The organism is Agrobacterium larrymoorei, assembly GCF_030819275.1.
In the GTDB taxonomy this organism is placed as follows: Bacteria; Pseudomonadota; Alphaproteobacteria; order Rhizobiales; family Rhizobiaceae; genus Agrobacterium; species Agrobacterium larrymoorei_B.
Map to the genome: position 1 here is coordinate 749,989 of NZ_JAUTBL010000002.1, position 26,446 is coordinate 776,434.

The 26,446-nt window shown below is 56.5% G+C and carries 24 protein-coding genes and 2 tRNA genes; 15 read left to right on the forward strand and 11 right to left on the reverse strand.

The features are described from left to right. Positions 1 to 270, reverse strand: coding sequence for a hypothetical protein (locus tag QE408_RS12125; RefSeq protein WP_306931498.1), 270 nt, complete (start codon positions 268 to 270; stop codon positions 1 to 3). Between the two features lie 240 nt (positions 271 to 510). On the opposite strand from QE408_RS12125, the gene QE408_RS12130 reads away from it, so the two are divergent. Beyond that, entirely contained in the window at positions 511 to 1,431 is a 921-nt protein-coding gene (locus tag QE408_RS12130) for a DUF1499 domain-containing protein (protein WP_306931499.1), read from the forward strand. Position 1,432: 1 nt separating this feature from the next. Here QE408_RS12130 and QE408_RS12135 read toward each other — a convergent pair whose 3' ends face one another. Further along, entirely contained in the window at positions 1,433 to 1,882 is a 450-nt protein-coding gene (locus QE408_RS12135; protein WP_306931501.1) for a thiol-disulfide oxidoreductase DCC family protein, read from the reverse strand. Positions 1,883 to 1,890: 8 nt separating this feature from the next. Further along, complete coding sequence (locus QE408_RS12140; RefSeq protein WP_306931502.1) at positions 1,891 to 2,799, reverse strand: MBL fold metallo-hydrolase; 909 nt, start codon at positions 2,797 to 2,799, stop codon at positions 1,891 to 1,893. Between the two features lie 266 nt (positions 2,800 to 3,065). Here QE408_RS12140 and QE408_RS12145 point away from each other — a divergent pair. Further along, positions 3,066 to 3,140: transfer RNA gene (locus QE408_RS12145), tRNA-Gln, on the forward strand. 194 nt (positions 3,141 to 3,334) lie between these two features. On the opposite strand, the gene mqo is transcribed toward QE408_RS12145, so the two are convergent. Both mqo and QE408_RS12155 read right to left on the reverse strand, forming a co-directional pair. Continuing rightward, positions 3,335 to 4,981 carry a malate dehydrogenase (quinone) gene (gene mqo, locus QE408_RS12150; RefSeq protein ID WP_306934780.1) on the reverse strand — a complete coding sequence of 549 codons (1,647 nt, stop codon included), beginning with the start codon at positions 4,979 to 4,981 and terminating at the stop codon, positions 3,335 to 3,337. 449 nt (positions 4,982 to 5,430) lie between these two features. Then, positions 5,431 to 5,835, reverse strand: coding sequence for a hypothetical protein (locus tag QE408_RS12155; RefSeq protein ID WP_306931503.1), 405 nt, complete (start codon positions 5,833 to 5,835; stop codon positions 5,431 to 5,433). A 242-nt stretch (positions 5,836 to 6,077) separates the two neighbouring features. On the opposite strand from QE408_RS12155, the gene QE408_RS12160 reads away from it, so the two are divergent. From QE408_RS12160 to QE408_RS12190, 7 genes are all read left to right on the forward strand, one after another. Continuing rightward, a tRNA-Pro gene (locus QE408_RS12160) sits at positions 6,078 to 6,154 on the forward strand. A gap of 385 nt (positions 6,155 to 6,539) precedes the next feature. After that, a complete protein-coding gene (locus QE408_RS12165) occupies positions 6,540 to 7,742 on the forward strand; it encodes a glycosyltransferase family 2 protein (RefSeq protein ID WP_306931504.1) in 1,203 nt (400 codons plus the stop codon). A gap of 144 nt (positions 7,743 to 7,886) precedes the next feature. Then, complete coding sequence (locus tag QE408_RS12170) at positions 7,887 to 9,473, forward strand: CDP-glycerol glycerophosphotransferase family protein (protein WP_306931506.1); 1,587 nt, start codon at positions 7,887 to 7,889, stop codon at positions 9,471 to 9,473. A 96-nt stretch (positions 9,474 to 9,569) separates the two neighbouring features. After that, positions 9,570 to 10,244, forward strand: coding sequence for an HAD-IB family phosphatase (locus QE408_RS12175; RefSeq protein ID WP_306931508.1), 675 nt, complete (start codon positions 9,570 to 9,572; stop codon positions 10,242 to 10,244). Continuing rightward, a complete protein-coding gene (locus tag QE408_RS12180; RefSeq protein ID WP_306931510.1) occupies positions 10,220 to 10,885 on the forward strand; it encodes an NTP transferase domain-containing protein in 666 nt (221 codons plus the stop codon). The genes QE408_RS12175 and QE408_RS12180 overlap by 25 nt, the downstream gene beginning before the upstream one ends. A 1-nt stretch (position 10,886) precedes the next feature. Further along, positions 10,887 to 11,654: an aspartate/glutamate racemase family protein gene (locus tag QE408_RS12185; protein ID WP_306934781.1), complete on the forward strand. Its 768-nt coding sequence runs from the start codon at positions 10,887 to 10,889 to the stop codon at positions 11,652 to 11,654. Between the two features lie 7 nt (positions 11,655 to 11,661). After that, the gene (locus QE408_RS12190; RefSeq protein WP_306931511.1) at positions 11,662 to 12,393 is read left to right on the forward strand and encodes a class I SAM-dependent methyltransferase; all 732 of its coding nucleotides are present in this window, start codon (positions 11,662 to 11,664) and stop codon (positions 12,391 to 12,393) included. A 291-nt stretch (positions 12,394 to 12,684) separates the two neighbouring features. On the opposite strand, the gene cysN is transcribed toward QE408_RS12190, so the two are convergent. The 3 genes from cysN to QE408_RS12205 are packed head-to-tail and all read right to left on the reverse strand — an operon-like array spanning position 12,685 to position 15,913. Next, positions 12,685 to 14,160 carry a sulfate adenylyltransferase subunit CysN gene (gene cysN / locus QE408_RS12195; protein ID WP_306931512.1) on the reverse strand — a complete coding sequence of 492 codons (1,476 nt, stop codon included), beginning with the start codon at positions 14,158 to 14,160 and terminating at the stop codon, positions 12,685 to 12,687. Then, positions 14,160 to 15,113 carry a sulfate adenylyltransferase subunit CysD gene (gene cysD, locus QE408_RS12200; protein WP_306931513.1) on the reverse strand — a complete coding sequence of 318 codons (954 nt, stop codon included), beginning with the start codon at positions 15,111 to 15,113 and terminating at the stop codon, positions 14,160 to 14,162. The genes cysN and cysD overlap by 1 nt, the downstream gene beginning before the upstream one ends. Positions 15,114 to 15,145: 32 nt before the next feature. Further along, positions 15,146 to 15,913, reverse strand: coding sequence for a phosphoadenylyl-sulfate reductase (locus tag QE408_RS12205; protein ID WP_306931514.1), 768 nt, complete (start codon positions 15,911 to 15,913; stop codon positions 15,146 to 15,148). A gap of 524 nt (positions 15,914 to 16,437) precedes the next feature. On the opposite strand from QE408_RS12205, the gene QE408_RS12210 reads away from it, so the two are divergent. From QE408_RS12210 to QE408_RS12225, 4 genes are all read left to right on the forward strand, one after another. Further along, positions 16,438 to 17,463 carry a sulfate ABC transporter substrate-binding protein gene (locus tag QE408_RS12210; RefSeq protein ID WP_306931515.1) on the forward strand — a complete coding sequence of 342 codons (1,026 nt, stop codon included), beginning with the start codon at positions 16,438 to 16,440 and terminating at the stop codon, positions 17,461 to 17,463. 129 nt (positions 17,464 to 17,592) lie between these two features. Continuing rightward, complete coding sequence (cysT, locus tag QE408_RS12215) at positions 17,593 to 18,450, forward strand: sulfate ABC transporter permease subunit CysT (RefSeq protein ID WP_306931516.1); 858 nt, start codon at positions 17,593 to 17,595, stop codon at positions 18,448 to 18,450. Further along, complete coding sequence (gene cysW, locus QE408_RS12220; RefSeq protein WP_306931517.1) at positions 18,443 to 19,315, forward strand: sulfate ABC transporter permease subunit CysW; 873 nt, start codon at positions 18,443 to 18,445, stop codon at positions 19,313 to 19,315. The genes cysT and cysW overlap by 8 nt, the downstream gene beginning before the upstream one ends. A gap of 11 nt (positions 19,316 to 19,326) precedes the next feature. After that, on the forward strand, positions 19,327 to 20,364 hold the full coding sequence (locus QE408_RS12225) for a sulfate/molybdate ABC transporter ATP-binding protein (protein ID WP_306931518.1): 1,038 nt from the start codon (positions 19,327 to 19,329) through the stop codon (positions 20,362 to 20,364). A gap of 360 nt (positions 20,365 to 20,724) precedes the next feature. On the opposite strand, the gene QE408_RS12230 is transcribed toward QE408_RS12225, so the two are convergent. The 3 genes from QE408_RS12230 to QE408_RS12240 form a co-directional block, all read right to left on the reverse strand. Beyond that, entirely contained in the window at positions 20,725 to 21,711 is a 987-nt protein-coding gene (locus QE408_RS12230) for an NAD(P)H-quinone oxidoreductase (RefSeq protein WP_306934782.1), read from the reverse strand. A gap of 103 nt (positions 21,712 to 21,814) precedes the next feature. Next, positions 21,815 to 23,608, reverse strand: coding sequence for a GGDEF domain-containing protein (locus QE408_RS12235; protein WP_306934783.1), 1,794 nt, complete (start codon positions 23,606 to 23,608; stop codon positions 21,815 to 21,817). Between the two features lie 170 nt (positions 23,609 to 23,778). Next, entirely contained in the window at positions 23,779 to 24,003 is a 225-nt protein-coding gene (locus tag QE408_RS12240) for a ribbon-helix-helix domain-containing protein (protein ID WP_306931519.1), read from the reverse strand. Positions 24,004 to 24,283: 280 nt separating this feature from the next. On the opposite strand from QE408_RS12240, the gene betI reads away from it, so the two are divergent. Together betI and betB are read left to right on the forward strand one after the other, a co-directional pair. Further along, positions 24,284 to 24,895 (forward strand): transcriptional regulator BetI, encoded by a 612-nt coding sequence (betI, locus tag QE408_RS12245; protein ID WP_306931520.1) that lies wholly within the window; start codon positions 24,284 to 24,286, stop codon positions 24,893 to 24,895. Between the two features lie 17 nt (positions 24,896 to 24,912). Beyond that, positions 24,913 to 26,376 (forward strand): betaine-aldehyde dehydrogenase, encoded by a 1,464-nt coding sequence (betB, locus tag QE408_RS12250; protein WP_306934784.1) that lies wholly within the window; start codon positions 24,913 to 24,915, stop codon positions 26,374 to 26,376. Positions 26,377 to 26,446 lie beyond the last annotated feature (70 nt).

The following is a 26,446-nucleotide window of genomic DNA, read 5'->3' on the forward strand; positions in this document are numbered from 1 at the left end:
TTAGTGGTTTTCGACGATGACCCGGCGCTCGACGACAACCGGTGACCAGAACATGTCGCGGTTGACCTGCGCCTGCCATGCCCGGTTATCGGCCCTACGGTCGAGATCGAGATCGAGCAGGCAGCGCGCCATCTGATCGGTGTTCGGGCGGAAGCCATAGCCGCGGCAGGTTGCCTCGTCGCGCGCGCGGCGTTCTTCCGGCGTCAGCGTCTGGCACGCGGTCAGTGCCAGCATGGCGGCAAGTGAACCGAGAACGATCGAAACACGCATAGTCATCACTCCTCTGGAAGCCCTGATCCCAGCTTGGCGTTTTCTTGCTCTGATACGCCCAATTGGTGATGTGTAAAAGTCCCGCTTTCAGGAAAGGTTGCGGTACCCTGTTAAGCAAAATGGGTGCAGCGATTCCATTTCCTTCGGAAACGCTTTATGACAACCCGGTATCGGTGATTCAGGCAGACAAATGTCTCTGGGGCGCTTTTTTGTAATGCATGTGTGTGCGGGTGCTGCTTCATGACAGTGCGTTTCGTTAGACCCGTTTCCCATGCGGCTTATCTCTCCCGTTATCTCGGTTTTGCAGCCCTCCTGCTGTTTCTGATTGCGGCCCCCTTGCACCGTTTCGGTCCGCTGACGACGCCGGATTTCATTGCGCTCACCCTGATTTCCGCTGGCATTGCCGCTGTCTCTGTCGTGCTCGCGCTCATTGGCCTTCAACGTCTCTGGTCTGTCGGTGCAAAGGGCGGGGTGTGGTCGCTTTACGCCTTGCTGCTCTCTGCCATCCCGCTTGGCGTGGTCGCCTATGGTGGCTTCCTCTATTGGCAGAACCCGCAAATCTATGATGTGACGACCGATACGGTCGATGTTCCGAACTGGCTGTCGATCCCCTCGGCCAACCAGCAATGGCTGCCGCGTCCGGCGGCCGTCTCGAAACCCGAACGCGACGCGCAGCTGGAGGCCTATCCCGGCTTCCTCGGCCACCGCTACGAAGGCGCGATCGACCGGGTCTACACCGCCGCGCGGAAGGTGGCGAAGGCTCAGCACATCCGCATCTTGCAAACCGACGGCCTGATTGGTGCCTTGCCGGATGCGCAGCCGGGTGCCCCAAAGCAGGACGTGCAGGAGGGTGCCACGGACACGCCCGTCGAAGATCTGCCCGCCATTGTGCCTGTGCCGCTGGCGCGGCCGGCGGAAGCACCGGCCCCGACCTTCTTCAACGGCAGCGGCACCGTGTTGATGCAGGGAGATATGCGCACTCTTATTTTGGGTGCGCGTTTCGATGTCTTGATCCGCCTGCGCGAAGACACGGAAACGACACTTGTGGATGTCCGCGTCGCCTCGCGCTTCGGTCCGCATGATCTCGGTATGGGCAAGAAGATCGCCGACAGCTATCTCGACGCGTTGGACGCTGAGATGCAGGGTCTCAACGACAACTAATCTACAAGAAACGCTCGCGCTCTTGCGGCGTGGGTGCCCGGCACGTCTGGCGCCGCCCGGCAATCTTCATGCGGTTTCGAGCAACCAGCCGGTAGACGCGATCGCGTAGGAAGCGCGGCACCAGGCGCATCACTGTTGCGGTCATCCCCAACATGCCGCCCAGCAGTTCGATCACGCGCAGCACGCTGTCGGAGTAAGCATGGACGACGCCGTTCTCGATGAGAAGGCTCGTCTCGTAATCATCGGTGCGGAAACCGTAATGACGCATCAGCGCGGCACCGAGAGGAGATTGCGCCGGCGTGAACCGAAACAGCCCTTGCTTGTCGCGGCGAAGAACGAAATCGATATCCCGGGAGCAGAAACCGCATTCGCCATCGAAGATGATCAATGGCTTATCGTCCAGGAAGTGCGGAACGGAGGGGTCGTTACGATAGCTATAGGCGGCGCTCATCCGTTCCCCTATTTCGGTAGATAAAAACCGGTCAACGACGGCGGACCATCGGTCTCAATCAGACCTTTTTCAATCAGATCTTCGATATGAGCGAGAACGGAAAGTGCCGCTGCGCCATGCAGGCGCGGATCGGTGCTGCGGTAGATCACCTTCACCATCTCCGCGATCGTCCGGTCGCCTGCCTTGATCCTGGTCAGCACAGCTTTTTCCCGCATGCGGCGATGAGTGCGAAGCCCGCGCATGAAGGCCGCCGGATCTTTGACTGGACCACCATGACCGGGCAGGAACAGCCTGTCATCCCGTTCGAGAAGCTTGTCGAGCGACGCCATATAATCACTCATCGCCCCATCGGGCGGCGCAACGATGGTCGTTGCCCAGGCCATCACATGGTCTGCGGAAAAAACGATGCCGTCACGATCCAGCGCGAAAGCCGCATGGTTGGCCGTGTGACCCGGCGTGTGGAGCGCGGTCAACGCCCAGCCATCGCCCGCAACTGTCCCATTGTCGCCAAGAGCCAGATCCGGCACGAAATCGCTATCTGCGCTTTCCGCGAAGGGATTGCGCTCACCGTCATGCAGCGGCCGCGCCGAACGATGCGGCCCTTCGGCCACGGTGATTGCGCCGGTCGCTGCCTTAAGCCGTTTCGCCAACGGCGAGTGATCCCGATGCGTGTGGCTGACGAAAATATGCGTCACCTGCCGGCCTTCCAGCGCACGCATCAGTGCCTGAAAATGATCTTCATCCTCTGGACCCGGATCGATGACCGCCACCGAGCGATCGCCGACGATATAGCTGTTGGTGCCATGGAAGGTGAAGGCCGACGGATTGTTGACCGTGAGCCGTTGAACATTCTCCGCGACAGTCACCGCCGTGCCGTAGGCCGGTTGAAATTCAAGATCGAATGCGGGGTCTGCCATGGTGCGAAAGCTCTTCACAATGCTTGGTACAACGACACGCGATTTTGTAAGTTCACGGCACGTCTCAAGCCGTTGTTTTAGCGCATGGGATCATCGTAAAGCCGCTTAGCGCTTTTGCGGCCGTGCTGGTCGTTCACGACCTATCACGAAGATACCACAGCACCCACAAGAAATCTGGACCAGCACAAACTTAATGATTGCCGCTGCCGCCATGCTTTGCTAATCAGGCGCCGTTCAGGCAGTGGCGTTTTACCCACTTGCTTCGTTGGGGCGTCGCCAAGCGGTAAGGCACCGGTTTTTGGTACCGGCATTCCCAGGTTCGAATCCTGGCGCCCCAGCCATTTTTTCTTTTCATTTTGATCATGCAATGCAGAGCGCATTGAGACGCTGACCAGATGCTAAGGCTTTTCGCGATCTCTGAGGATCTGAATAGAGTCGGCTCTCTGGTTTCTTTAGCGCCCGTCTCTTGCCTTCCGGGCAAAAAAAGCCGCGCCCATAGGGTACGCGGCTTTTAAGGATCGATGTTTCGATTTGATTAAAGCGCCATATCCGGCGTCTTCTTAACCGGCGCATCAACCGGAGCCGATGAGCTCAGCGCAGACACATCGATGCGTGGCGGTGTCGGCAGTTGTAGATGTTCGGCGGTGTAGTCCCATTCCTGCTGAACTTTCTCTGGATCCGCATTCAGCTTCGTGCCATAGCTTGGAACGATCTCGCGCAGTTTCGCTTGCCATTCCGGCGAAGCCACCTTGTCCTTGAAGACTTTCTGCAGCACCCCGAGCATGATCGGGGCGGCGGTGGAGGCGCCCGGAGAAGCACCGAGCAAGCCTGCAATGCTGCCATCCTTGGCGGCAACGACTTCTGTGCCGAGCTTCAGGACGCCGCCCTTTTCCGGATCGCGCTTGGTGATCTGCACGCGCTGGCCCGCCTGCCACAGGCGCCACTCATCCGCCTTTGCCTTGGGGAAATATTCGCGCAGTGCCGCGATCCGATCTTCGTCGGACAACATCAACTGTCCGGCCAGATATTCAACCAGCGGATACTCCTCGACGCCGACCTGCATCATCGGCCAGATGTTGCTCATGGTCGTGGAGGTCAGAAGGTCGAAATAGGAGCCTTCCTTGAGGAATTTGGTAGAGAAGGTTGCGAACGGTCCGAAGAGAACGATGCGCTTGCCACCGATGACGCGGGTGTCGAGGTGCGGCACGGACATGGGCGGAGAGCCGACCGATGCCTTGCCATAGGCCTTCGCCAGATGCAGCATGCTGACATCCGGGTTCTCGTTGACCAGGAACGAGCCGCCGACCGGGAAGCCGCCGTAATCTTCGGCCTCCGGAATTCCCGACATTTGCAGCAGATGAAGCGCGCCGCCACCAGCGCCGATGAAGACGAATTTCGCGTCGATCGAGTGCTCGGAACCGCTCGTCGAATTGGTGTAGCTGACGCGCCAGGAGCCATCGGCATTGCGCTCGATGGCATCGACCTCGCTGGAAACCTGCAGGTCGAAATTCGACGTGCTCTTCAGGTGAGACACAAACTGGCGGGTAATCTCGCCAAACTCCATATCGGTGCCGAGCGGCGACCAGGTGGCGCCGATCTTCTGGGAGGGATCACGTCCTTCCATCATCAGCGGCACCCACTTCTTGATCTGTTCCGGATCGGTCGAATATTGCATGCCGGCAAACAGCGGGCTCGCCTTCAGCGCCTCATAGCGCTTTTCAAGATAGGCAACATTCTCATCGCCCCAGACAAAGCTCATATGCGGCGTGTGGTTGATGAAGGAGCGCGGATTTTTCAGAACGCCATTGCGCACCTGCCAGGCCCAGAACTGGCGGGAGATCTGGAAGGACTCGTTGATCTCGACCGCCTTGGAAATATCGATGCCGCCATTGGCGGTTTCGGGCGTGTAGTTCAATTCCGCAAGCGCGGAGTGCCCGGTGCCGGCATTGTTCCAGCCATTGGAGCTTTCAAGAGCCACCGCATCCAGGCGCTCAAGCATCTGGATCGACCAGTTCGGCTCCAATTCGCGCAACCAGATGCCGAGCGTCGCACTCATGATGCCGCCACCGATGAGCAGCACGTCCACTTTTTTATCGGCCGATTGAGCGAGCGCCGGAACGCCAGGGAGGGCGGCGGCAGCGAGACCTGCCAAGGCAGTTCCAAGAACCTGCCGACGGTTCATGCTGAAGGAGTTGTGGGAAAATTCGGTTGGCAGTGTGCTGCCCTTATCGTTCTTGATCACGTCGCTACCCTATTACATTGCGCTTTATTAGATTTGTGCGCCGCAATAGACCATCGACCTCCATGTCACAACATGGCCAGCACGAGGCTGAAATCGCTCCTTTGATTGTCAAAGAAATGTTAGTGCGGCAGAATCCAGGAGGCGCAGCAAATCATTCCTGACGTATTTTATAAGCGTTTACGGACATATAGGTCGTGCCGTCTCGTCTTGCGCAGATCGACGCGAATTCAGCTATGCCTAAATTAAATCGGTTTAGATTGAAGATATGCATTTTTGCATGACTGACATGCGCGACGCCGCAAGAGCAGTAAGCCACCTTTTCAATACCAAAGAAAACCCGCCTGACGAAATCAGGCGGGCAATGCAGGCTTCGCAATGACGTCGAGCCTTTATTCGCCGGCGAGGAATTCCGCGCAGTAGCTCGGACCGTTAACGCCCGGACGATCGGAAACGGTGCGGATCGAGCTGATCTTGTAGTTGGAATCGACGTTCAACTGAACGGTGCAAGACAGAGAGGCGCTGCGAGCCGGAGAAATCTGGCGGCCACGCTTGCCGTCCTTTTCATCATACTTCGCTGGAATCTTCGCCTTCTTGTAACCGCCACGCCATGTGTAGGTCGTGCTGTTGCCATTGGATACATCGCTGAGAGGCGGGCCGAACTTGGCAAAGAAGATGCCGGCGGATTGGCCGACCCAACGGGTCTCGACCGGGCTCTTCGTGGCGATGGAGGGCGTGGTGGTGCAAGCGGAGAGGGCGATGGAGAGGCCCGCGAGCAGTGCGATGCGCAAACGCATGGTGAAAGGTCCTTTGTGCCTGTCCGGCATCGTCGCCGGGAAATGCGTTTCCCCTAACAGATTTACGGGAACTGGGCAGTGCCAAGTGAAGCGCTGATCAAAATTTCTTGCCACAATTGCTTTTTTGTAACGATTCCCGCGCACCTAACTCCTTCATTTCTTTCCGAAGCACATGTCACAAAAATTTCGTAACCGCCGCTTGTCGAGAGCCGGATGCTGGTCTATAGAAACGCCGCTGGTCACGGAGTGTAGCGCAGTCTGGTAGCGCACGTCGTTCGGGACGACGGGGTCGGAGGTTCGAATCCTCTCACTCCGACCAGCTTAAGCCTGTGCGGCCTAGGTTTTAGATCCCGATAACCCTCCAAAATCAATTGCGACTTATGCTGCCTACGGCTGGATTTTTTGCATTATTAGCCGAGTGATAAGTGTCGCACCGTCTGGTCCAGGCGTGCTGTCGTCAACAGGGATCAGTCAACGAACTCCATAAGTTTCGCAAAAGCCGGACGCGCTAAGGCTGTCTCGATGATCCGTCTTCCCGCTTTTGTTACGGGGCAAGAAGGTTGGGTCGGACCAAAGATCAATCCGCATCCGTCTTCGGGCTTTGCGAATTTTCCCGGCAGTTGAGGCGTTAAAGCCGTGTTCCTGCCTCAAGGTGAATTCGTCCTGATGGTCGATGCTATCGTTGTTTGCAGGCGGCCCCCGCGATGTCGAATTCTGAAATTCTTCTGTCTATCTGTGTTCCTACCTATAACCGACAGTTCCTGCTGGAGCGGAACGTATCTTTCCATCTGGAGCGGTTCCGGACGCTTCAGGTACCTTTCGAAATTGTTATCGTTGATGATTGCTCGACGGACGATACGGGCGCCTATATTGAGTCCCTGGAGGGTATCCCCGAAATCAATGCCTATCGCCGGGTGAAGAACTCCGGTTTCGTCAGCAACTACGCCTTTGCGATGCGCCGCGCGCGCGGACGCTATGCGGTGTTTCTGGGCGATGACGATCTGCTCATTCCCGAAAAGGTCAAGGAGTATATCGAGATCATGGAGCGCGATCCGGGTGTCGGTATGGTTCAGGCCCCCTGGATGTTGGTGGATGCGCGTGGCGGCCAGCGGGACGTTGGGCCGTTCTACCGCGTTTCCGGTCCTACGCGGATAGCCAAGGGTGATTATGGCGCTTTCCTCGATTTCATCTTCGGGTATCACATCTTTCCAGAATTCATGATCGTTCGGCGAGATATCCTGGCCAAATCCATTTCGAGTGCGACGCCGTTCATCTTCTGGGCCTATCTCTTCACTGGAAGGGCGCTGGAACATACCGAAATCCTCTTCATGCCGGAGCCGTTTGCGCGCGTTACCGCCATCTCGGACGATCCTCGCCTGCAGCAGGGCAACAATGAATGCATGTTCCAGTGGGATACCTATCGTGGAGGCCTGGAATTTCTTGCGTCACTGATGTGGAGGCATAAGAAGCCGTCCGGCTATGAGCGTCAAGATTTCCTAAACAAGCTGATCATGTTCATGCTCAACCGACAAAGCGTTGCGCTGAGGCTGCATATCGAGACGGGGAACTGGCCCGAAGCGTATATTCTTTATCACCGTATGCGCGCCTATCAGGAAGTGCCGCTCTCCGAATCGTCACCGGATACGATCAAGCAACTCGCTGGACTTTCCCTGGCCGCGAAGGAGGCCGAGGCGTTTAGTCTCCAGCCGGTGGTGGTCGACCCCATGATTACCGACGACATCATTGAACTCCTGCATCCATCGCTGCAACAGCGTATGACCCGCGACATCCCCTTAGGCGATAGCGGCCCTCACGCGTGGCTGCGGATGGATCCAAGTTTCGGAGAGCCGATGAAGCGCGATGATGCGGGCTTCGACCTCTCCAGTTATCTTGAGCAGTTCATCTAATGACGTTGGGCGATGGAGCGCTTTTTGGGCGGTTTCGTGCCGATATTAGGTCGTGAAAGTACATACAGGTGGGGAGTCAATTCCGTATCAATCCTGCCCGCTCTTATCTAGTTATCGTTTAGTCAGGTTTAATGAAAGCTTACGATGAAACTCACGAACTCTAGCCTCGAAAACTCTGTCGATACGATGAGCCGCAAGCTTGATGATCTGCTAGCGGCGGTTTCTTCCATTGCGCAGCGTCAACAGTTGCACGAGGAGATCATTGTAGAGATGGTCACTTTCCTCCAGGCGTTTCGGGAGGAATCTCTGGGCGGGCAGCAAGCTAATCTTCAGGAAGTGCAGGAAGCCTCTCTTGGCCTTGCGGCTATGGTGAGTGAACTTGCCGGCTCTACCTTGGGGCTGGGCGAGGCTGTACGTTCTGGAGTGGGGGAGGTCGCGGGAAGAATAGAAGGAATTGTTACCAGTCACCATCGCACCCTGCTTCGGCTAGTGAGTTCCGGTCTGCGTAACAGGCCTGTCTCCGCTCCACGAATTCGGTGTGTCTTTTTGGTGCACATGATCGAAGCGTGGGACGCTCAGGCTGAGGTTTACCACTCGATGCTCCGTGATCCGCGTTTCGATCCAGTTGTCGTCAGCATTAATCGCCGGTTTCCGGGCAACAGTGGCTACAGCGGCGAAGAGATCGTAAGTGCGGCTTTGGATGGTCAGGCAATTGATCACATTCGCTTGGGGACACAAAGTTTTGACGAAGCGCATGATATGCTCAGTTATCTTGCCCCTGATGTGATATTCCGTCAATCGCACTGGGATGTTGACTATCCGCCGGCTTTTGCGACGGAGGCGCTGGCATTCGCCAGGCTTTGCGTGATCCCGTATGGAATGTCTATGGTCCGGCAATTCACGCACTCGGAGCCAACTCCTTCATACATATCCTCAAGAGCGTTTGATCAGCCCTATCATCGTTCGGCCTGGCGGATTTTCTGTGAGACCGAGCAGACGAAAGCCTATTTCGCTAGTTTCCACCATTCCGTACCTGATAAGCTAGTTCTTTCCGGCTACCCAAAAAACGCGCGTCTCACTGCCGCACTCGGCAAGGGGGTGTGGCCTATAGGCGATACAGGAAAAAAAGCTTTCAAGGTCATCTGGGCTCCTCATCATTCTCTCGGAGATGATTGGCTTGCTTTCGGCGTGTTCCACAATATATGCGCGGACATGTTGCTGTGGGCACGATCCGCTCCGGACATCGAGTTTGTGTTGAAGCCCCATCCAGCATTGTTTTCCTATGCTGTGAGTGACGACTACCTGTCTCAGGATGCCATGGATGCATTCAGGCGGGACTGGCAGGCGCTTCCCAACTGCGCCATTTCGGAAGGCCAATATGGTGAACTGTTTGCGGCATCCGACCTGATGCTTACGGATGGTGTCGCCTTTTTGGCGGAATATCAGCTTTTCGATAAACCACTGATCTTTTTTGACTCCCAGAGACATGTGCCGTTCAATGAGCTGGGGCTTCTTGCGGAGGCATGTGCTGACCGGGTTACGACGTTTCAGCAGGCAAGGGAAGCAATCCTGGATTATGCAGCGGGCAGGAAGTGGGGCCGCGAGGAGAATCGTGCGCGCCTGCGGAGTGTCATGATGCCCAATCAACGTCCAGCTGCAGATATTATAATGGATTGCATAGCGAGCGGACTTGGCGTTGTTGGTCAGCCTGAGAACAGTTCTGAGTCTTAATGTTGATAGTAAGACGATGCCCTCATGTCGGGTGCCCATTGGCGTTCTGGTTCTGGCGTGAGGGTTTCACCGGTATCCGTGAAATAGGGTCATGAGATGTATCGCCAACTAAGTCAAAAGCAAGATCTCGTTTCTGAGTTTAGTTCTTTTGTGCCGGATACCGTTGCTCGAGGTACGGCGTTCGCATTCGATTTGGATGGAACGATTACTAAGGCCGAGCTTTTGCCGATGATTGCATCTGAGTTGGGTCTGGAGGCGGAGATGCGCCTTTTGACAGAGCTTACGATGGCAGGAAAAATTCCTTTCGAAGATTCCTTCAGGCTGCGGTTTGCGATCCTGAGGAGCGCTGGTCTTGAGAGAATCTGGTCGATTGTGTCTGAGGTAGAATTCGATCCCTATATCGAGGATTTTATCAATCAAAACGCCAGCCGATGCTTCGTTGTTACCGGTAATCTCGATGTCTGGATCAAGCCGTTGATGGAGCGGCTTCCGTGCAAATTTTATACCTCGACTGCTATGCTTGATGCGGAAGGTAATATTGTCGCTCTTGATTCGGTTATGCGTAAGAATGCGGCTGGCCTCGAGCTAAAGGAGCGTTTTGATCGGCTTGTGTCGATCGGGGATGGCTTCAATGATATTCCCATTTTTGATGTAGCCGATGTCGGAGTCGCTTTCATGGGGTTGCACGCTGCGCCCGATGCTCTCGTCTCCGTTTCAAACTACGTTGCACTTAACGGAAAATCCTTATGTCGATTGTTAAACACGCTGTAATCGCTGCCGCGGGTCTCGGGTCGCGGTTGGGGCACGGAAAGCCGAAGTGTCTCGTTGAGGTGGAAGGTGTAAAGATTCTGAAGCACCTGCTTCACCTTCTGCATGATGTGGAAGATGTGCGTGTCGTTGCTGGCTTCGAAGAAAAGGAAGTTATAGCAGAGCTTCGTAAAGTCAGGGACGATGTTATTGTTGTACGTAATCCAGGCTTTCGGTCTACCACCACACTTCACAGCTATGAACTCGGAGCGCGTCACGTGAAAGGCGATGTTCTCTTCATGGATGGAGACATGCTTGTCGAAGAGGAAAGTTTCAAAGCCTTCCTCAAGTCATGTGTGCCGGGTCTTCCGCGTCTGGCCGTCACTAAAACAAAAACGCGCGATGCGGTCTTCGTCGCCATCGAAGAGGGAATGGTCACGAGCTTTCGACGGGAAGACCCGACCGACTACGAGTGGGCCAATATTTCCTGGCTGCCGAACGACTTTTTCGCGGAAATTGGCAATACGCCGGTCTACGAGCACCTTTGTCAATATCTGCCCATAGCTGCTGAGGAGCTGATTGCATACGAGATAGATAGCGAACAGGATCTAGCTTTGGCCAAGGAGAATCTGCACCTTTTCGGTCTGGAGAAACTCCGTGCCTGATATGCAGGGACTGATGAGCGACAAGAAGCGTATAATCGGCATCATTGGTGGGGCAGGTGTCGCAGCCTCTGCCGAATTGGTTCAGCGCATAGAGCAGAAGGTAACCGCTCAGGGCGCGTTTAGAGATTCTCACCATCCTGAGTTGCTTCTGTACAACGCGACGCAGGTTCCCAGCCGAAGTATGTACTTGGAAGGCAGGGGTGAAAGCTTTGTGCCGGGCTACGTTGATGCGGCTGAAAAGCTGAAGAACGCAGGTGCGTCCTTCGTGGCTATGTGTTGCAACACTGCCCATTATGCGCGGCGGGAAATTGCTAGGGAAGCGGGTATTCCTATCCTCAACCTGCTTGCCGAAAGTCTTGCATCTGCGGTGAACCTAGTCCCCAATGTACGACGGATCGGGATACTTTGCTCAGATGGTACCAGAAAAGCAGGTCTTTTCGAGCGGGAAGCCGCTAATCTCGAATTAAATACAGAACTCGTCTATCCCGCTGCGGAGTACCAGCAGATGGTGACACTCGGCATCTGCAATATAAAGAAGGGGTATCATCGTTCGCTGCAGCTAAGCGATCCCGCCCGCCCCGCTCACCTTTATTCCAAGGCCGCAGCAAACTTGATCGAAAAAGGCGCGGAGGTTGTAATATTGGGTTGCACCGAAGTTCCACTTGATTTTCTGGCAAATGATTGTGTGGTTCCCGTTATCGACACTATCAATATATTAGCAGACGCGTGTATCGCGATTTCGTCAGGTTACCGAGATATTCCAGAATGAGATTGTTATGAGCCGAATATACCAGACGCAGGAAACGATCGACAGCGCAAAAATTCAAAGCTTCTTCAATTCGAGAGCGAAAAAAGAAGCCAGCGCGGTTGATGCGGTGATGCTACAGTCGGCAGGCTCTACGATCGCAAGCGACCGGAATGCCTACGAGTGTGAGCACCTGCTTCCCAGACCCGCATTACCGGTGGCGATATTGGAGTTGGGCTGTGGTGCAGGCAGGATCGCGCTCGCATATCGTGACGCGGGCCACCGCTACATGGGACTGGATTTCTCCCAAGAGCTTATTTTGCGCGCGAAAGCAGAAAACGGCTCCTCTGAGCACATTCAGTTTCAGGTCGCCGAGGTTCCGTTTGTAGAAGCGGAAACGCTGAAAATTCAGCCGCCATATGATCTGGTTATTGTCACCGCCTTACTGTTGTATCTCAACGACGAGGCTGTTCTGAAAACCTTTGAACTAATCTCCAAGTTATCGGCACCTTCGTCGCAGATCTATATCCGGGAATCGCTTTCCGACATCGATGTACGCCTCACCCTGAAAGAGCATTTTTCCGAAGAGCTCGGCGATACCTACAACGCGATCTACCGCACAACGGATGAACTCAGGGCCGTCATGCAAGAAACCTTGATCGCCGAAGGGTTCTCCTATTCGGTCAATGGCGAGTATGCGTTCCCACCCGCTCTACGCAATCGCGCCGAAACAGCCCAGAAGTATTTTCTCCTGAACCGCTGATGCGCAATTTTAGAGCAGGTTCGATAAAAGCTGCTCTATAGCTGTGCCCCTGATACACATGAATTAACTCGAAACTTGAAACCGCGTTTCTTGATCTGCAGCTGGAACATTCCGTCAAAGCGATAGTTCACTCTTTGCTAATAGGAGAGTGAGACATGCTAAAAGGATTGTTGCTGTGGGCGCTGGGCGTCCCGTTTTTCGTTGTTGTTCTGCTGTGGATGTTCGTTTTCTAAGCACCGCGGGACAAAGGATGAATCGAAAAGGCGCCGGGATTGCCCGGCGCCTTTTCGTTTATTCGAGATCTTCAAGAAGCCTCGACGCGGACTTCGCGCTTGTTCTTCGAAGTTCGATTTCATCACGCCGCGACGAGAGCAATTCGCTAGCCAGCAGCGCCTCCGCAAGATCGGCGGGGAGCGAGAGAATGACGCGTTCGCCGTCGGAAATCTTGCCCGTATCGCTGCGCTTGCCGACAATCATGCCACCGGCGACAGTGTTGTTGGTGTCCGGGTCGATCAGGATGAAGGAACCCGTAGAGCGGTTCTGCTCGTAGGGGTCGAAGATCGCCGTTTCGTCGAAGCTCAGGCGCACCTTGCCGATGGCGTTCATCGGCAGCGTTTCGGCATGGGCCTGCCAGTGACCGTTCTTCAGGTCCAACTGGGTGACCGGCTGAACGCTGACGCGCTGGCGGCGGCTGCCGCTCTTGAGCCAGTAGCGCTTGTTCGGCTCAATGCCACCGGGCTGCAGTGCGACGATCTGCGCGTCGAAAGCGAGACCGGTCTGGGGTTGGGCGTCGATGGAAACGATCATATCGCCGCGAGAGACATCGACCTGACGATCGAGAACCAGCGTGATCGCGTCACCGGCAACGGCAGCATTGCGCACCAGATCGAAGGTGACGATCTGCTTGACGTTCGCCACCATGCCTGATGGCAGGATGACGACAGAGTCACCGGGCTTCACCGCACCGCCAGCCACGGTGCCTTGGTAGCCACGAAAGCTTTCGCCTGGGCGAGAGACGCGCTGGACGGGCAGGCGGAAGCCGCCGGTCTGAGTGGAGCGAACCGTCGCAAGCTCCAGGGTTTCCACCAGCGTCGGGCCATCATACCACGGCATGGAGGCCTTGCCGGAGAGCACGACATTCTCGCCTTTCAGCGCCGACATGGGAATGGCAACGATCTGCTTGATGCCGAGCGACAGCGCGAATTCCTTGAAGTCATGCGCAATCAGCTCAAAACCGGCCTTGTCGTAGTGGGTCAGGTCGATTTTGTTGACGGCCAACACGAACTGGCGAATGCCCATCAGCGCTGCAATCGTGGCGTGACGGCGCGTCTGTTCCAGGATGCCTGTGCGGGCATCCACCAGAAGCACAGCAAGATCTGCGGTCGAGGCGCCGGTTGCCATGTTGCGGGTATATTGCTCATGACCGGGCGTGTCTGCGACGATGAAAGCGCGCTTGTCGGTTGCGAAGTAGCGATAGGCGACATCGATGGTGATGCCCTGTTCACGCTCGGCCTGGAGACCGTCGAGCAGCAGCGCAAAGTCTGGGAGGCCCAAATCGTTCTGCTTGCCGCTGTCACGCTTCAGCGTCGCAGCCTGATCTTCCTTTACCGCCTTGGTGTCCCAAAGCAGACGGCCGATCAGCGTCGACTTTCCGTCATCCACGCTGCCACAGGTGATGAGGCGCAGCGGGCGGGTATCCTTGACGGCTTTCGCCGGCTCGACGAAGGGCAGTATGGTGGCGGATTGTGCTGTGGAGGTCTGTGTCATCAGAAGTAGCCCTCGCGCTTTTTCTTTTCCATGGAGCCCGACTGGTCGCGGTCGATGGCGCGGCCCTGCCTTTCGGAGACGGTGGCGATCTCAAGCTCGGCGATGACCTCGTCCAGCGTGGTCGCCTCGGAATGGATCGCACCCGTCAGCGGGAAGCAGCCGAGTGTGCGGAAGCGGATCGAATCATACTTTACCTCTTCGCCAGGCTGCAGTTCCGACCGCTCGTCTTCCGCCAGGATCATCATGCCATCGCGCTCGATATAGGGGCGCTCCTTGGCATAATAGAGCGGAACGAGCGGAATGTTTTCCGCCTGGATATACCGCCAGATATCGACCTCGGTCCAGTTGGACAGCGGGAAGGCGCGCACGCTTTCGCCCTGGCGCACCATGCCATTATAGATGTTCCAGAGTTCCGGACGCTGGTTGCGCGGATCCCACTTATGGTCGGGCGTGCGGAAGGAATAGATGCGCTCCTTGGCGCGGCTGGCTTCCTCGTCGCGGCGCGCACCGCCGAAAGCGGCATCGAACTTGCCGGCGTCGAGCGCCTGACGCAGAGCCTCCGTCTTCATGATATCGGTGTAGAGCGCCGAGCCATGCGTAAATGGCGTCACGTTCTCCGCAGCGCCACGTGGGTTGGTGTGTGAGATCAGGTCGAGATCATATTCCTTGACGATATTGTCGCGAAATTCGATCATTTCCTTGAACTTCCAACCGGTATTGACGTGCAGAAGCGGGAAGGGGATGCGACCCGGAAAGAATGCCTTGCGCGCCAAGTGCAGCAGCACGGACGAATCCTTGCCGATAGAGTAGAGCATCACAGGGCGCTCGAACTCTGCTGCAACTTCACGGAAAATATGGATGGCTTCGTTTTCGAGGGCTTTGAGATGGGGATCGAGCGGCTGCTTGGGTGTGCTGACGCTGGTGCCTTCCGTTTCCGGAACTGCATTGGACATTTTAAACTCCGGGAATGTACTGAATTGAATTGTTAGTTTTGTGGGGCGGGACTGATCGAGCTTTGCGCGGCTTCGGCAACATGCAGGCCGCATTCGCGCTTCTCGTCATTTTCCCACCACCAGCGTCCGGCACGCTCTGGTTCGCCGGGCTTGATGGCGCGGGTACAGGGCTCACAGCCGATAGACGGGTACCCGCGTGCATGGAGTGGATTGACGGGAATGTTTTCCGCCGCGACATGGGCCTTGATCGTATCGATGTCCCAGTCCGCAAGCGGATTGATCTTAATGAGGTTGCGCTCAGCGTCATACTCGGCAAACGGCGTGGAGGCTCGATTGCCTGATTGTCCCCGGCGCAGGCCTGTTATCCAGAAACCAGCACCGTCAAGCGCTTTAGCCAAGGGAATGAGCTTGCGCACATGGCAGCAGGCGTGGCGCGCCTCGACGCTCTCGTAAAAGCCATTCAGGCCATATTTCTCAGCATAGGCGTCAATATCGTCCTGCTCTGGATAGAAGCGGGTGATCGTCAGACCATAGCGGTCTTCCGTTTCTTCCATCAAACGAACCGTCTCGGCAAAGAGACGCCCAGTTTCAAGCGTGGCGACGTCGATAGGCAAGCGATGCGTGCCGATCGCGGCAGTAATGACCTGATCTTCGATGCCGAGGCTGGTGGTAAAGACCGCCCGCGACCCAAGGCCAGAGACAAAGGCAAGTCTCTCAACGAGGTTGAGATCCTTCAGAGTCGCATCAAGCGACGTCGCGTTGTGGCTGGAAATGGTCTGCGGGGGCGTATTGATCGTCATTTCTCGATTCCGAAACTCTAGTGTCCCGATAATCGCCGAAAGATGCCATTTGTGACAGAAACCAGCATGCTTCTGTCGAACGCTAATGAGCAAATATCTCTCTTGCGGCGTGCTTATGCGCAAAAGAGTCCCAAAAGAGCGAAGTAGCGCCCAAATCAATCCGGCGAATTAAGCCTCGTTCGGCCCGAATTGCAAGATAGATCGCGATATTTTCTCTAATTTTTATAGACTTTTTCTTTGCTGAGCCACCTCGAGTTCGTCTGTCTGGAATGTTTGAAGCGCAATAACATTCCGATCACGCAATTTTTTTACGCGTGATCTCGCAAAATAGGGCAAAATTGTGAACCAGTTTTGCGCAGCTCGGTCTTTTGGCGCATGACTTGTTCCGCCATTCTTTTCCTCGGCGGCGTGTTTCGTATTGTCGGAATGGGCGTCAGGGAAACACTTTTGCGAATAAATCGCACCTGATTGACCCCACAGCCTCAACCGCTACTGTGAGGCCGAACGCATCCAGGAGGGTAGTGATGTCGAAATTTCTTTCCAGCCTCAGCGCCGTCGCGCTCAGCCTGTCTGTCACATTGGGTGCTGTCGGACCGGCCTTGGCCGAAACGAAGCTTCTCAACGTGTCTTATGATCCGACGCGAGAACTTTACAAGGACTTCAACGAGGCCTTCGCCAAGAAGTGGAAGGCCGATACGGGTGAGGATGTCACCATCCAGCAGTCGCATGGCGGCTCAGGCAAGCAGGCCCGCTCCGTTATCGACGGACTCGAGGCCGATGTCGTCACGCTTGCGCTACAGAGCGATATTGACGCCATCGTCAAGAACAGCGGCAAGATCAATCCTGACTGGCGCACGCGCCTGCCGCACAATTCCTCACCCTATACGTCCACTATCGTTTTCCTCGTCCGCAAGGGAAACCCAAAGGGCATCCATAACTGGGGCGATCTGGTGAAGGGTGACGTGCAGATCGTGACGCCAAATCCCAAGACGTCGGGTGGCGCGCGCTGGAACTATCTTGCAGCCTGGGCCTGGGCGAATGAAGAATTCAAAGGCGACCAGGATAAGATCAAGGCTTATGTGGGCGAACTCTACAAGCGTGCTCCGGTTCTGGATACAGGGGCCCGCGGTTCCACTGTGACCTTTGCTCAGCGCCAGATCGGCGACGTTCTGTTGGCGTGGGAAAACGAAGCCTATCTCGCCGGACAGGAATTCGGTGCGGATGCTTTCGAAATCGTCGTTCCACCGATCTCCATTCTGGCCGAACCGCCAGTCGCGGTGGTCGATGCCAACGTGGATGCCAAGGGAACCCGCAAGGTGGCCGAGGCCTATCTGCAGTATCTCTACTCGGATGAGGGCCAGAATATCGCGGCCAAGCATTTCTATCGTCCGAGCAACCCATCCGTTGTCTCCAAGGATCTCCTGAAGCAGCTGCCGGATATCAAGCTCGTCACCATCGATGATCCGATCTTCGGCGGATGGGCCAAGGCACAGCCGGAACACTTCGGCGATGGCGGCATCTTCGACCAGATTTACAAGCCTGCCAAGTAAGTGGATGATGTGCAAACGATTGGGCGGCCTGGTGCCGCCCGGCGATGAGCAGATTGGATCGACTGGCTTCACGGCCGGTCGATAGCGCATATGATGGCTCGTCAAGCCATCAGTTTACCCGGAGCCTCGATGAGCAATACCCCATCGCAAAGCGGATGGAAGTGGCGTCAGTCTAGCGTCTTGCCAGGATTTGGCCTGACGCTCGGTTACACGATTACCTATCTTTTTCTCATTATTCTCATTCCCCTCGGCGGCCTCATATGGTCCACGGCCCAACTCGGATTTTCCGAATTCCTGGCCATTGCCACCGACAGCAGAACCTTGAATGCGCTGCGCATCAGTTTCGGCACGGCCTTCATCGCAGCGCTCGTCAACGCGTTCTTCGGCGTCATCATCGCCTGGGTACTGGTACGCTATCGCTTCCCAGGGCGTCGCTTCGTCGATGCGATCGTTGATCTGCCTTTCGCATTGCCGACTGCGGTAGCAGGTATTGCACTGACGACGCTCTATTCCAATCGCGGTTGGATCGGCTCACTGTTCGAACCGCTTGGCATCAAGATTGCGTTCACTCCAATTGGCATTGTCATTGCTCTGATCTTCATCGGCTTGCCCTTTGTCGTGCGCACCGTGCAGCCGGTGATGGAAGAAATCGACCGTCAAGTTGAAGAGGTTGCAGCCACGCTCGGCGCCAACCGTTTCCAGACGATCACCCGCATTCTGCTGCCTGGTCTCGTTCCCGCCATTCTCACGGGTTTCGCGCTCGCCTTTGCACGCGGCGTCGGGGAATATGGCTCCGTCATCTTTATTGCCGGCAACATCCCCTATGTGTCGGAAATCGCTCCGCTCCTGATCGTCATCCGGCTTGAGGAATTCAACTATGCGGGCGCGACGTGCATCGCCACCATCATGCTGATCATCTCCTTTGCGATGCTCTTCGTCATCAATCTCATTCAGGCCTGGAGCCGCAAGAGGTATGGTTATGCCTGATAAAGCTCAAACCCTTCCCTCCAGGCCGTTCCGCGATCCGGCAAGCGAGGGGCTGCCAGCAAAGCTTGCCCTTTTTCTTGTGGTCTTCCTTTTCTTGGCGCTGTTTCTTGTGCTGCCTCTGGTGGCCGTCTTCGTCGAAGCCTTCCGCAAAGGTGTGGAATCCTTCTGGGAAGCGATCGTAGAGCCGGATGCGCTCGCCTCCATTCGCCTGACGCTTCTGGTCGCTGCCATCTCTGTGCCGCTCAATCTGATCTTCGGGGTGGCTGCCGCCTGGGCCATCGCCAAGTTCGAGTTCAAGGGCAAGGCTTTCCTCATCACCTTGATCGACCTGCCATTTTCCATCTCACCGGTGATTTCCGGCCTCGTCTATGTCATCCTGTTTTCTTCCCACAGTGTGCTCGGACCCTGGCTGAAGAGCTATGGCATCGAAATCCTGTTTGCCGTGCCCGGCATCGTGCTTGCGACCGTCTTTGTCACTTTTCCCTTCGTTGCCCGCGAACTGATCCCATTGATGCAGGATCAGGGAACCGGAGACGAGGAGGCCGCGATTTCGCTGGGTGCCTCTGGCTGGCAGACCTTCTGGTATGTGACTTTGCCGAACATCAAATGGGGTCTGCTCTACGGCGTACTGTTGTGTAACGCCCGCGCCATGGGCGAGTTCGGCGCCGTTTCGGTGGTGTCCGGTCATATTCGCGGCGAGACCAACACCATGCCGCTGCATGTCGAAATTCTCTATAACGAGTACAATATCGGAGCCGCCTTTGCTGTCGCCACGCTGCTGGCCGGTCTTGCGCTTGTTACCCTTGTACTCAAAACCATTCTCGAAATACGCTTTGGCGCGGGCAACGCTGCCGGCAAGCATTGAAGGGCATATCTATGGAAGTGAAGGTTTCCGGCATTACCAAGCAGTTCGATCGCTTCCCGGCGTTGAACGACGTGTCGCTCAATATCCGTTCCGGCGAACTGATCGCATTGCTCGGTCCCTCCGGGTCCGGCAAGACGACGCTTCTGCGGCTTATCGCAGGCCTCGAGCAGCCAACCGCGGGACAGATTTTCTTTGGCGATGAGGATGCCTCGCATCGTTCCGTGCAGGAGCGCAATGTCGGCTTCGTCTTCCAGCACTACGCGCTGTTTCGCCATATGACGGTTGCCGAAAATATTGCCTTCGGCCTCAAGGTACGACCGTCTGCAACACGGCCGCCAAAAGCAGAAATCCGCAGAAGAGTCTCAGAACTGCTGGACATGGTTCATCTGTCCGGGTTGGAGAAACGTTATCCAAACCAGCTATCCGGCGGCCAGCGTCAGCGTGTCGCGCTTGCGCGCGCCGTTGCCATTGAGCCGCGGGTTTTGCTTTTGGATGAACCCTTCGGTGCTTTGGATGCCAAGGTGCGCAAGGAGCTTCGTCGTTGGCTTCGCGAGTTTCACGATCGCACAGGCCACACGACCGTTTTCGTCACCCATGATCAGGAAGAAGCCCTGGAACTGGCTGACCGCGTGGTGGTGATGAGCCAGGGCAAGATCGAGCAGGTTGGCACGGCGGACGATGTCTACGACACGCCGAACTCCCCCTTCGTCTTTTCGTTCATTGGCGAATCCTCCAGCCTTCCGGTCAAGATCCAGACTGGCCAAATCCTGTTTCAACAGGAGAGCGCCGGTCTTGCTGAAGGCGGCGATGGAGAGGGCGATCTGTTCTTCCGTCCGGAAGATGTGGTGCTGACGCAAGAGCGCGACGCGCTTTACGGGAAGGTCACCACCTGTCGTCGCCTCGCTGGGACCCGCATTGCGGAAGTCGATATCGCCAATAACGGCCACGCGCCCTACCATCTGGAGATCGAGGTGCCGCTCGACGCATCTGTTTCGGTCGGTAACGAGGTGCGCTTTCGCCCGACCCGCTGGCAGGTCTTTCGCAAGTAAATACAACGAAGAAACGGAAAAGGGCCGCTTCGAGCGGCCCTTCCATGAGTTTGGTCACTGTTTCAGACCCGAAACGTTTTGCAACGTTTCGAAGGGAAGGCGGATCAGGCCGAGGGCTGCCTCGTCAAAATCAAATCCTTTCCATTGCCTGCTACGAAGACCGAAATCTCACTAGACATTGGATCACCTTCCTTTCTCTACGTTGAACATAGTACGAAGGTAATCCGATTCGCGCCGATTGCAAGAGGGGCGCCCTTATATCGATGTCGTCACCCGAACAAGCTGTGATAGTCCGCAAACGGCAGCGTGACGCACAGAAAGCCAGCCGTGTTGCCGGGCGCCGACGCCAAGTCTCTGATATTACGCGCTGACGCGCATCACGATCTTGCCGATATGGCTGCTGCTTTCCATCAGCCGGTGACCCTCCGCAACCTGATCAAAATCGATCACGTCATGAATGACAGGGGCCACCTTGCCGCTTTCCAGCAGCGGCCAGACTTGCTCGACGAGTTCATCGCGGATGGCGCGCTTTTCGTCCGCGGTGCGCGGCCGCATGGTCGATCCGGTCACAGTGAGGCGCTTGACCATGATGGGGCGCAGATCGACCTTCTCAGCAATCGTGCCACCCAGGAAGGCGATGATGGACAGGCAGCCATCCTTGGCGAGCGAGACGATGTTCTTTTCGAAATAGGAGGCGCCGATCATGTCGAGGATCACATCGACGCCCTTGCCGCCGGTCACCTCTTTGACGACCGCGGCGAAATCGTCCTCGCGGTAATTGATCGCTCGCTTGGCGCCGAGTTTCTCACAGGCGTCGCATTTCTCTTTCGAGCCCGCAGTGGTATAGACCTCCGCACCAAAGGCTTTGGCGAGCTGGATCGCCGTTGTGCCAATGCCGCTGCTGCCACCGTGGATGAGAACGCTCTCGCCTTCGGTAAGGCCCGCCATCTGGAAGAGGTTGGCCCATACGGTGAAGAAGGTTTCCGGCACAGCCGCCGCCTTGACCGCATCATAGCCAGTCGGGAAGGGCAGCGCCTGGCCCGCGGGCACCACGCAGTACTCAGCATAGCCGCCGCCATTGGCAAGCGCGCAGACCCGGTCGCCAATCTGGAAATCACTGACACCTTCGCCGAGCGCAACGACTTCTCCGGCGACCTCAAGTCCTAGAATCGGGCTGGCATCTTTGGGGGCTGGGTAATTCCCTTGACGCTGCGCGACATCCGGTCGGTTGATACCCGCGGCCTGAACCTTCACCAGAAGCTCTCCGGCCTTGGGTGAGGGCAAAGGCCCGTTTGAAAACGTCATGACCTCAGGTCCGCCAAAGCTCGGCAGATCGACAAAACGCATGGTGGACGGCAGTGACACGGGTGGCCTCCTCAAAGCTTTCTTACAGTCAGCTAAACTTAGGTGACCCGGGTGGCTTATGAAAGACGGCGTAATGCCGCTCCCGTCATTTCGTCTCGCCGTGGCTGCAGATGACGAGACCGGCATCGCTTCGCTTGGCCGCCTTCTTGATGTTGGCGATTTCGGCGCCGATACCCTCTGGATTGCCGATCAACATGCCCTTTGGCAGTTGAAGGACGCCGATGGAGCAACGCAGAAGCGCAAATTCCCGCTCGTTGCCGAAGCGGTCGAAGCCCTTGATCTGTCCCGCGAGACGATCTTCTTCCGAATACAGCGAGATGACATCGTCGTGGAAATCGCTGAGCAACCGCTCCAGAATTTCCGTCACCTCGTCCTTCGTCCAGTCGCGAACGCCAATGAAGAAATCGTCGCCGCCGATATGGCCGAGGAAGCAATCGCCGGAGAAGAAGTATCGTTTCATCAGCGCCGAAAACAGGCTGATCGCGTGGTCGCCGACATGGAAACCGTATTTGTCGTTAAAGGGTTTGAAGTTGTCGAAGTCGCAATAGCAGAAGAAGCGATCCTCATCGCTATCCCGGCAGGATTCTTCGATGAAGCCGCTGATCGCCCGGTTGCCGGGAAGTGCGGTCAGGGGGTTCTGCTCCTGCGCCAGCTTCAATTGCTTTTCGTTGATGACCTTGATCAGCGATGCGGCCGAGACGACGCCGACATAGCGCATGTTTTCGGTGAGGATCACGCAGGCACTGCCGCCCATGTTAGCGAAGATGTTCATCAGCCGATCCGCATCCGCATCCAGCCCGACGATCGGGGCGCGATCGACAAAATGCGAGATCGTCCGCTCATAGACCTTGTTCTTCAAGAGATCGCGGCCAAAGGGCTGATAAATATATTCCTTCAGGTGATACTCGTTGATCACCCCGCGCGGTTCGCCATTGGCGTTGAGAACGGGGAAAAAAGCCTGCTCCGGATTGCGGCGGAACAGTTCGAAGACGCTGTCGATGCTGTCATTTTCATAGACGGTTGGCAGGTGCTCGATCTGGCGGCGGATCAGGATCTCATCGAGCGTCTGTCGGTTGCGCCGGGTTTCTCCGAGCAGTTGGAGATGCGGAAACGAGGTCTGCAATTCCTTGACAAAGGTGGTGGGGCGGGAGACGAACCAGCCTTGGACCAGATCGACGCCCATCTCCCGGCAGGCGAGGAATTCCGCTTCCGTTTCTATGCCTTCTGCTATGACGCGTACGCCGAGCACATGGGCGATGTTGACGATGTTCTTGACCATGTGCCGCTTGCGCGGATTACGCTCGACATCCTGGATGAAGTAGCGATCGATTTTCAGGTAATCGACATCGAAATCGCAAAGCAGCTTCATCTCGCCGTGACCGACGCCAAAATCGTCGATGGCGAGCTTGAAGCCTTCCTTGCGCATACGGTTGATCAGGGTGCTAAACTCGGGCACGCTGGTATTGTCGAAGCGTTCCGACAGCTCGAAGCAGATAGAGGAGGGCGGGATTTTGGCCTGTGCCAGTTGTTCCAGCAGCTTGTCCAAAATGATGTCGCCATAGCGTATCAGCCGGACATCGAGATTGAGAAACAGGGTGGCGGAGGAGAGATCCGGGAGCGTAGAAAACTTGGCGAGAGCGCGGCTCGCAATCATCTTTTCCAATTCGACAAGCTGCCCATCGGCTTCAACGTGATCGAGAAGTTCGAGAGGGTTGGAAAAGCCGATGCGGTCATATCCGCGCATCAAGGACTCATAACCGAAGACCGTGCCGGTCGTCGCTTCGACAATTGGTTGGAACGCGCACTCGAGTACCAGCTTCGCCATCGAAATCATCTGGCCGCTGGCAAACCGTCTTATGATAGTTGGCTCGGCATTCATCGAAACCACGCGCTCTCTCCACCATTGCACATCGGTTTGTGGCGACGCCACATAGACCTACGTTTTTAAGCGGGAGTGTGGAGAGAACTCCTCAATGAAAACTTTACGGCAGATGAAACTTTGATGACAGTTTAACGTCCGGCTTGATGCTGCGGAGGCGAGCCAGTCAATCAGCGCCTGTGAGTGTTGTGGAGAGCATAAAGCTCTGCGACGTTGACGGCCTCACCATCTCTATTGCGGCCAACGAGATTAGGCTTTTCTACGTGCTGCGTCTCTGCCCATAGCTTTAGCGCTGCGCGCACAACTTCACTGCTTGATGCATAAGCACCACGAGCCACGGCTTCGTGCATCTTTGCGGCCTGCTCTGGAGAGATCGATACGGTCAACAATGGCATGGTAGTCCTCCCTATTTCCAAGCTGCGGAATTTTTCCCGTCAGCCGTATGGCCGCCATGGGGTCGCGATGCGGCACATAATATTGTCACATCGCCAGATGGCGGTCGGAGCAAACGCGGTAGCTCGCGGTTGGTTCCAGATGATATTCACTGAACGACGAAGAGCTTCCGGCATGCGATCGCTTCGCGCTTCGATATGCCGCAAAGCAGTCGGATGCTTGTCGCATTTTTTATTGATTGATCAGTCAATCAATAATAATAAAGGCACAAAGGAGATCGTTATGCCCAAAGTCGGAATGGAGCCATTGCGGCGCAAAGCGCTGGTCGATGCAGCTCTACGCACCATAGGCCATCATGGTTCGCTGAATGTGACGATGTCGGACATCGCACGAGAGGCGGGCGTTTCGGCGGCCCTCGCGCACCATTACTTCGGCAGCAAGCAGCAACTCCTGCTGGAGACGATCCGCAGCCTGTTGCGGGATTTGCGGCGGGATGCAATTGCGGCGTTGACACGGGCCTCCGGTGCGCGCGAGCGCCTCAGCGCCATCGTGCGGGTGTCGTTTCAAAGCGACCAGTTCACCCAGGAAACGGTGGCGGCGTGGCTGGCCTTTTATGTCGAGGCGCAGCGCTCGGAAGAAACCCGCCGTCTTCTCGTCGTCTATACCAAGCGCCTTCGCTCCAACATCATGCATAGCCTCGGTCGTCTTTGCCCGCCCGACGACGCGGCAAGGATTGCGGAAGGGGCAGCAGCGCTGATCGACGGGCTTTATATTCGCCACAGTCTGCATGCCGCACCGCTTGGCATCTCCGCCGCGGGCGCTCTGGTCGAAGATTACTTCGACGTGCAGCTGAAACGCTTTTTGGACAACAAGCCGTCCACCCGCATTCTTTGAGGATACTGATCATGACGTTGAAAGCCCAGCCGAAAGCCTCGCATTTCATCGATGGCGACTATGTTGAAGACGACAAGGGAACGCTGATCGAAAGCATCTATCCGGCGACCGGTGAAGTCATTGCGCGCCTTTATGCGGCGACCCCTGCCATTGTCGAGCGGGCAATCGCCTCGGCGAAGCGCGCCCAGAAAGAATGGGCGGCGATGAGCCCGACGGCACGCGGGCGTATCCTGCGCCGTGCTGCAGACATTATGCGCGAGCGCAACCGCGAGCTTTCCGAACTTGAAACGCTCGACACCGGCAAGCCTATTCAGGAAACCATCGTTGCTGATCCGACCTCCGGGGCTGATTGCTTCGAATTCTTTGGCGGCATCGCGCCATCTGCGTTGAACGGCGATTACATTCCGCTTGGCGGCGATTTTGCCTATACCAAGCGTGTCCCGCTGGGTGTCTGCTTCGGTATCGGCGCCTGGAACTACCCCCAACAGATCGCCTGCTGGAAAGCGGCGCCTGCGCTCGTCGCTGGCAACGCCATGGTCTTCAAGCCATCGGAAAACACCCCGCTGGGCGCCTTGAAGATTGCCGAAATTCTCATCGAAGCGGGACTGCCGAAAGGTCTCTTCAACGTCATTCAGGGGGATCGCGATACCGGCCCGCTCCTCGTCAACCATCCAGATATCGCCAAGGTGTCATTGACCGGCTCGGTTCCTACGGGCCGCAAGGTCGCTGCCGCGGCTGCGGGCCATCTGAAGCATGTGACGATGGAACTTGGCGGCAAGTCGCCGCTCATCGTCTTCGACGACGCCGATATCGAAAGTGCGGTTGGCGGCGCCATGCTCGGCAATTTCTATTCCTCTGGGCAGGTCTGCTCCAATGGCACGCGCGTCTTCGTTCAGCGAGGTGCAAAACAGCGTTTCCTCGACAATCTCAAAAGCCGCACCGACGCCATGATTATTGGCGACCCCATGGATGAGACAACCCAGATCGGCCCGCTCGTCTCGAAGGCGCAGCAGGAAAAGGTCCTGGCCTATATGGAGAAGGGCAAGGCAGAAGGCGCGACGCTCGTGAGCGGAGGCGGCATTCCCAACAATGTCTCCGGCCAGGGCTATTACGTGCAGCCCACCGTCTTTGCCGATGTGAAGGACGACATGACGATTGCCCGCGAGGAGATCTTCGGGCCTGTGATGTGCGTACTCGATTTCGACGATGAAGACGAGGTCATTGCCCGCGCCAACGCGACCGAATTCGGTCTCGCGGGCGGCGTCTTCACGGCCGATCTGTCGCGTGCGCATCGCGTCGTCGATCAGCTGGAAGCCGGGACGCTCTGGATCAACACCTATAATCTGTGCCCGGTCGAAATGCCCTTCGGCGGCTCGAAGCAATCCGGCTTTGGCCGGGAAAATTCGGCAGCAGCCCTCAATCATTACAGCGAGTTGAAGACGGTTTACGTGGCGACCGGGAAGGTCGAAGCGCCGTATTGAAGGTGCGCTCCCCTGCTAGGGGAGTATCCAATAGATCATGTTCGTCGCCGGTCCTCTGATGACCTTAAGC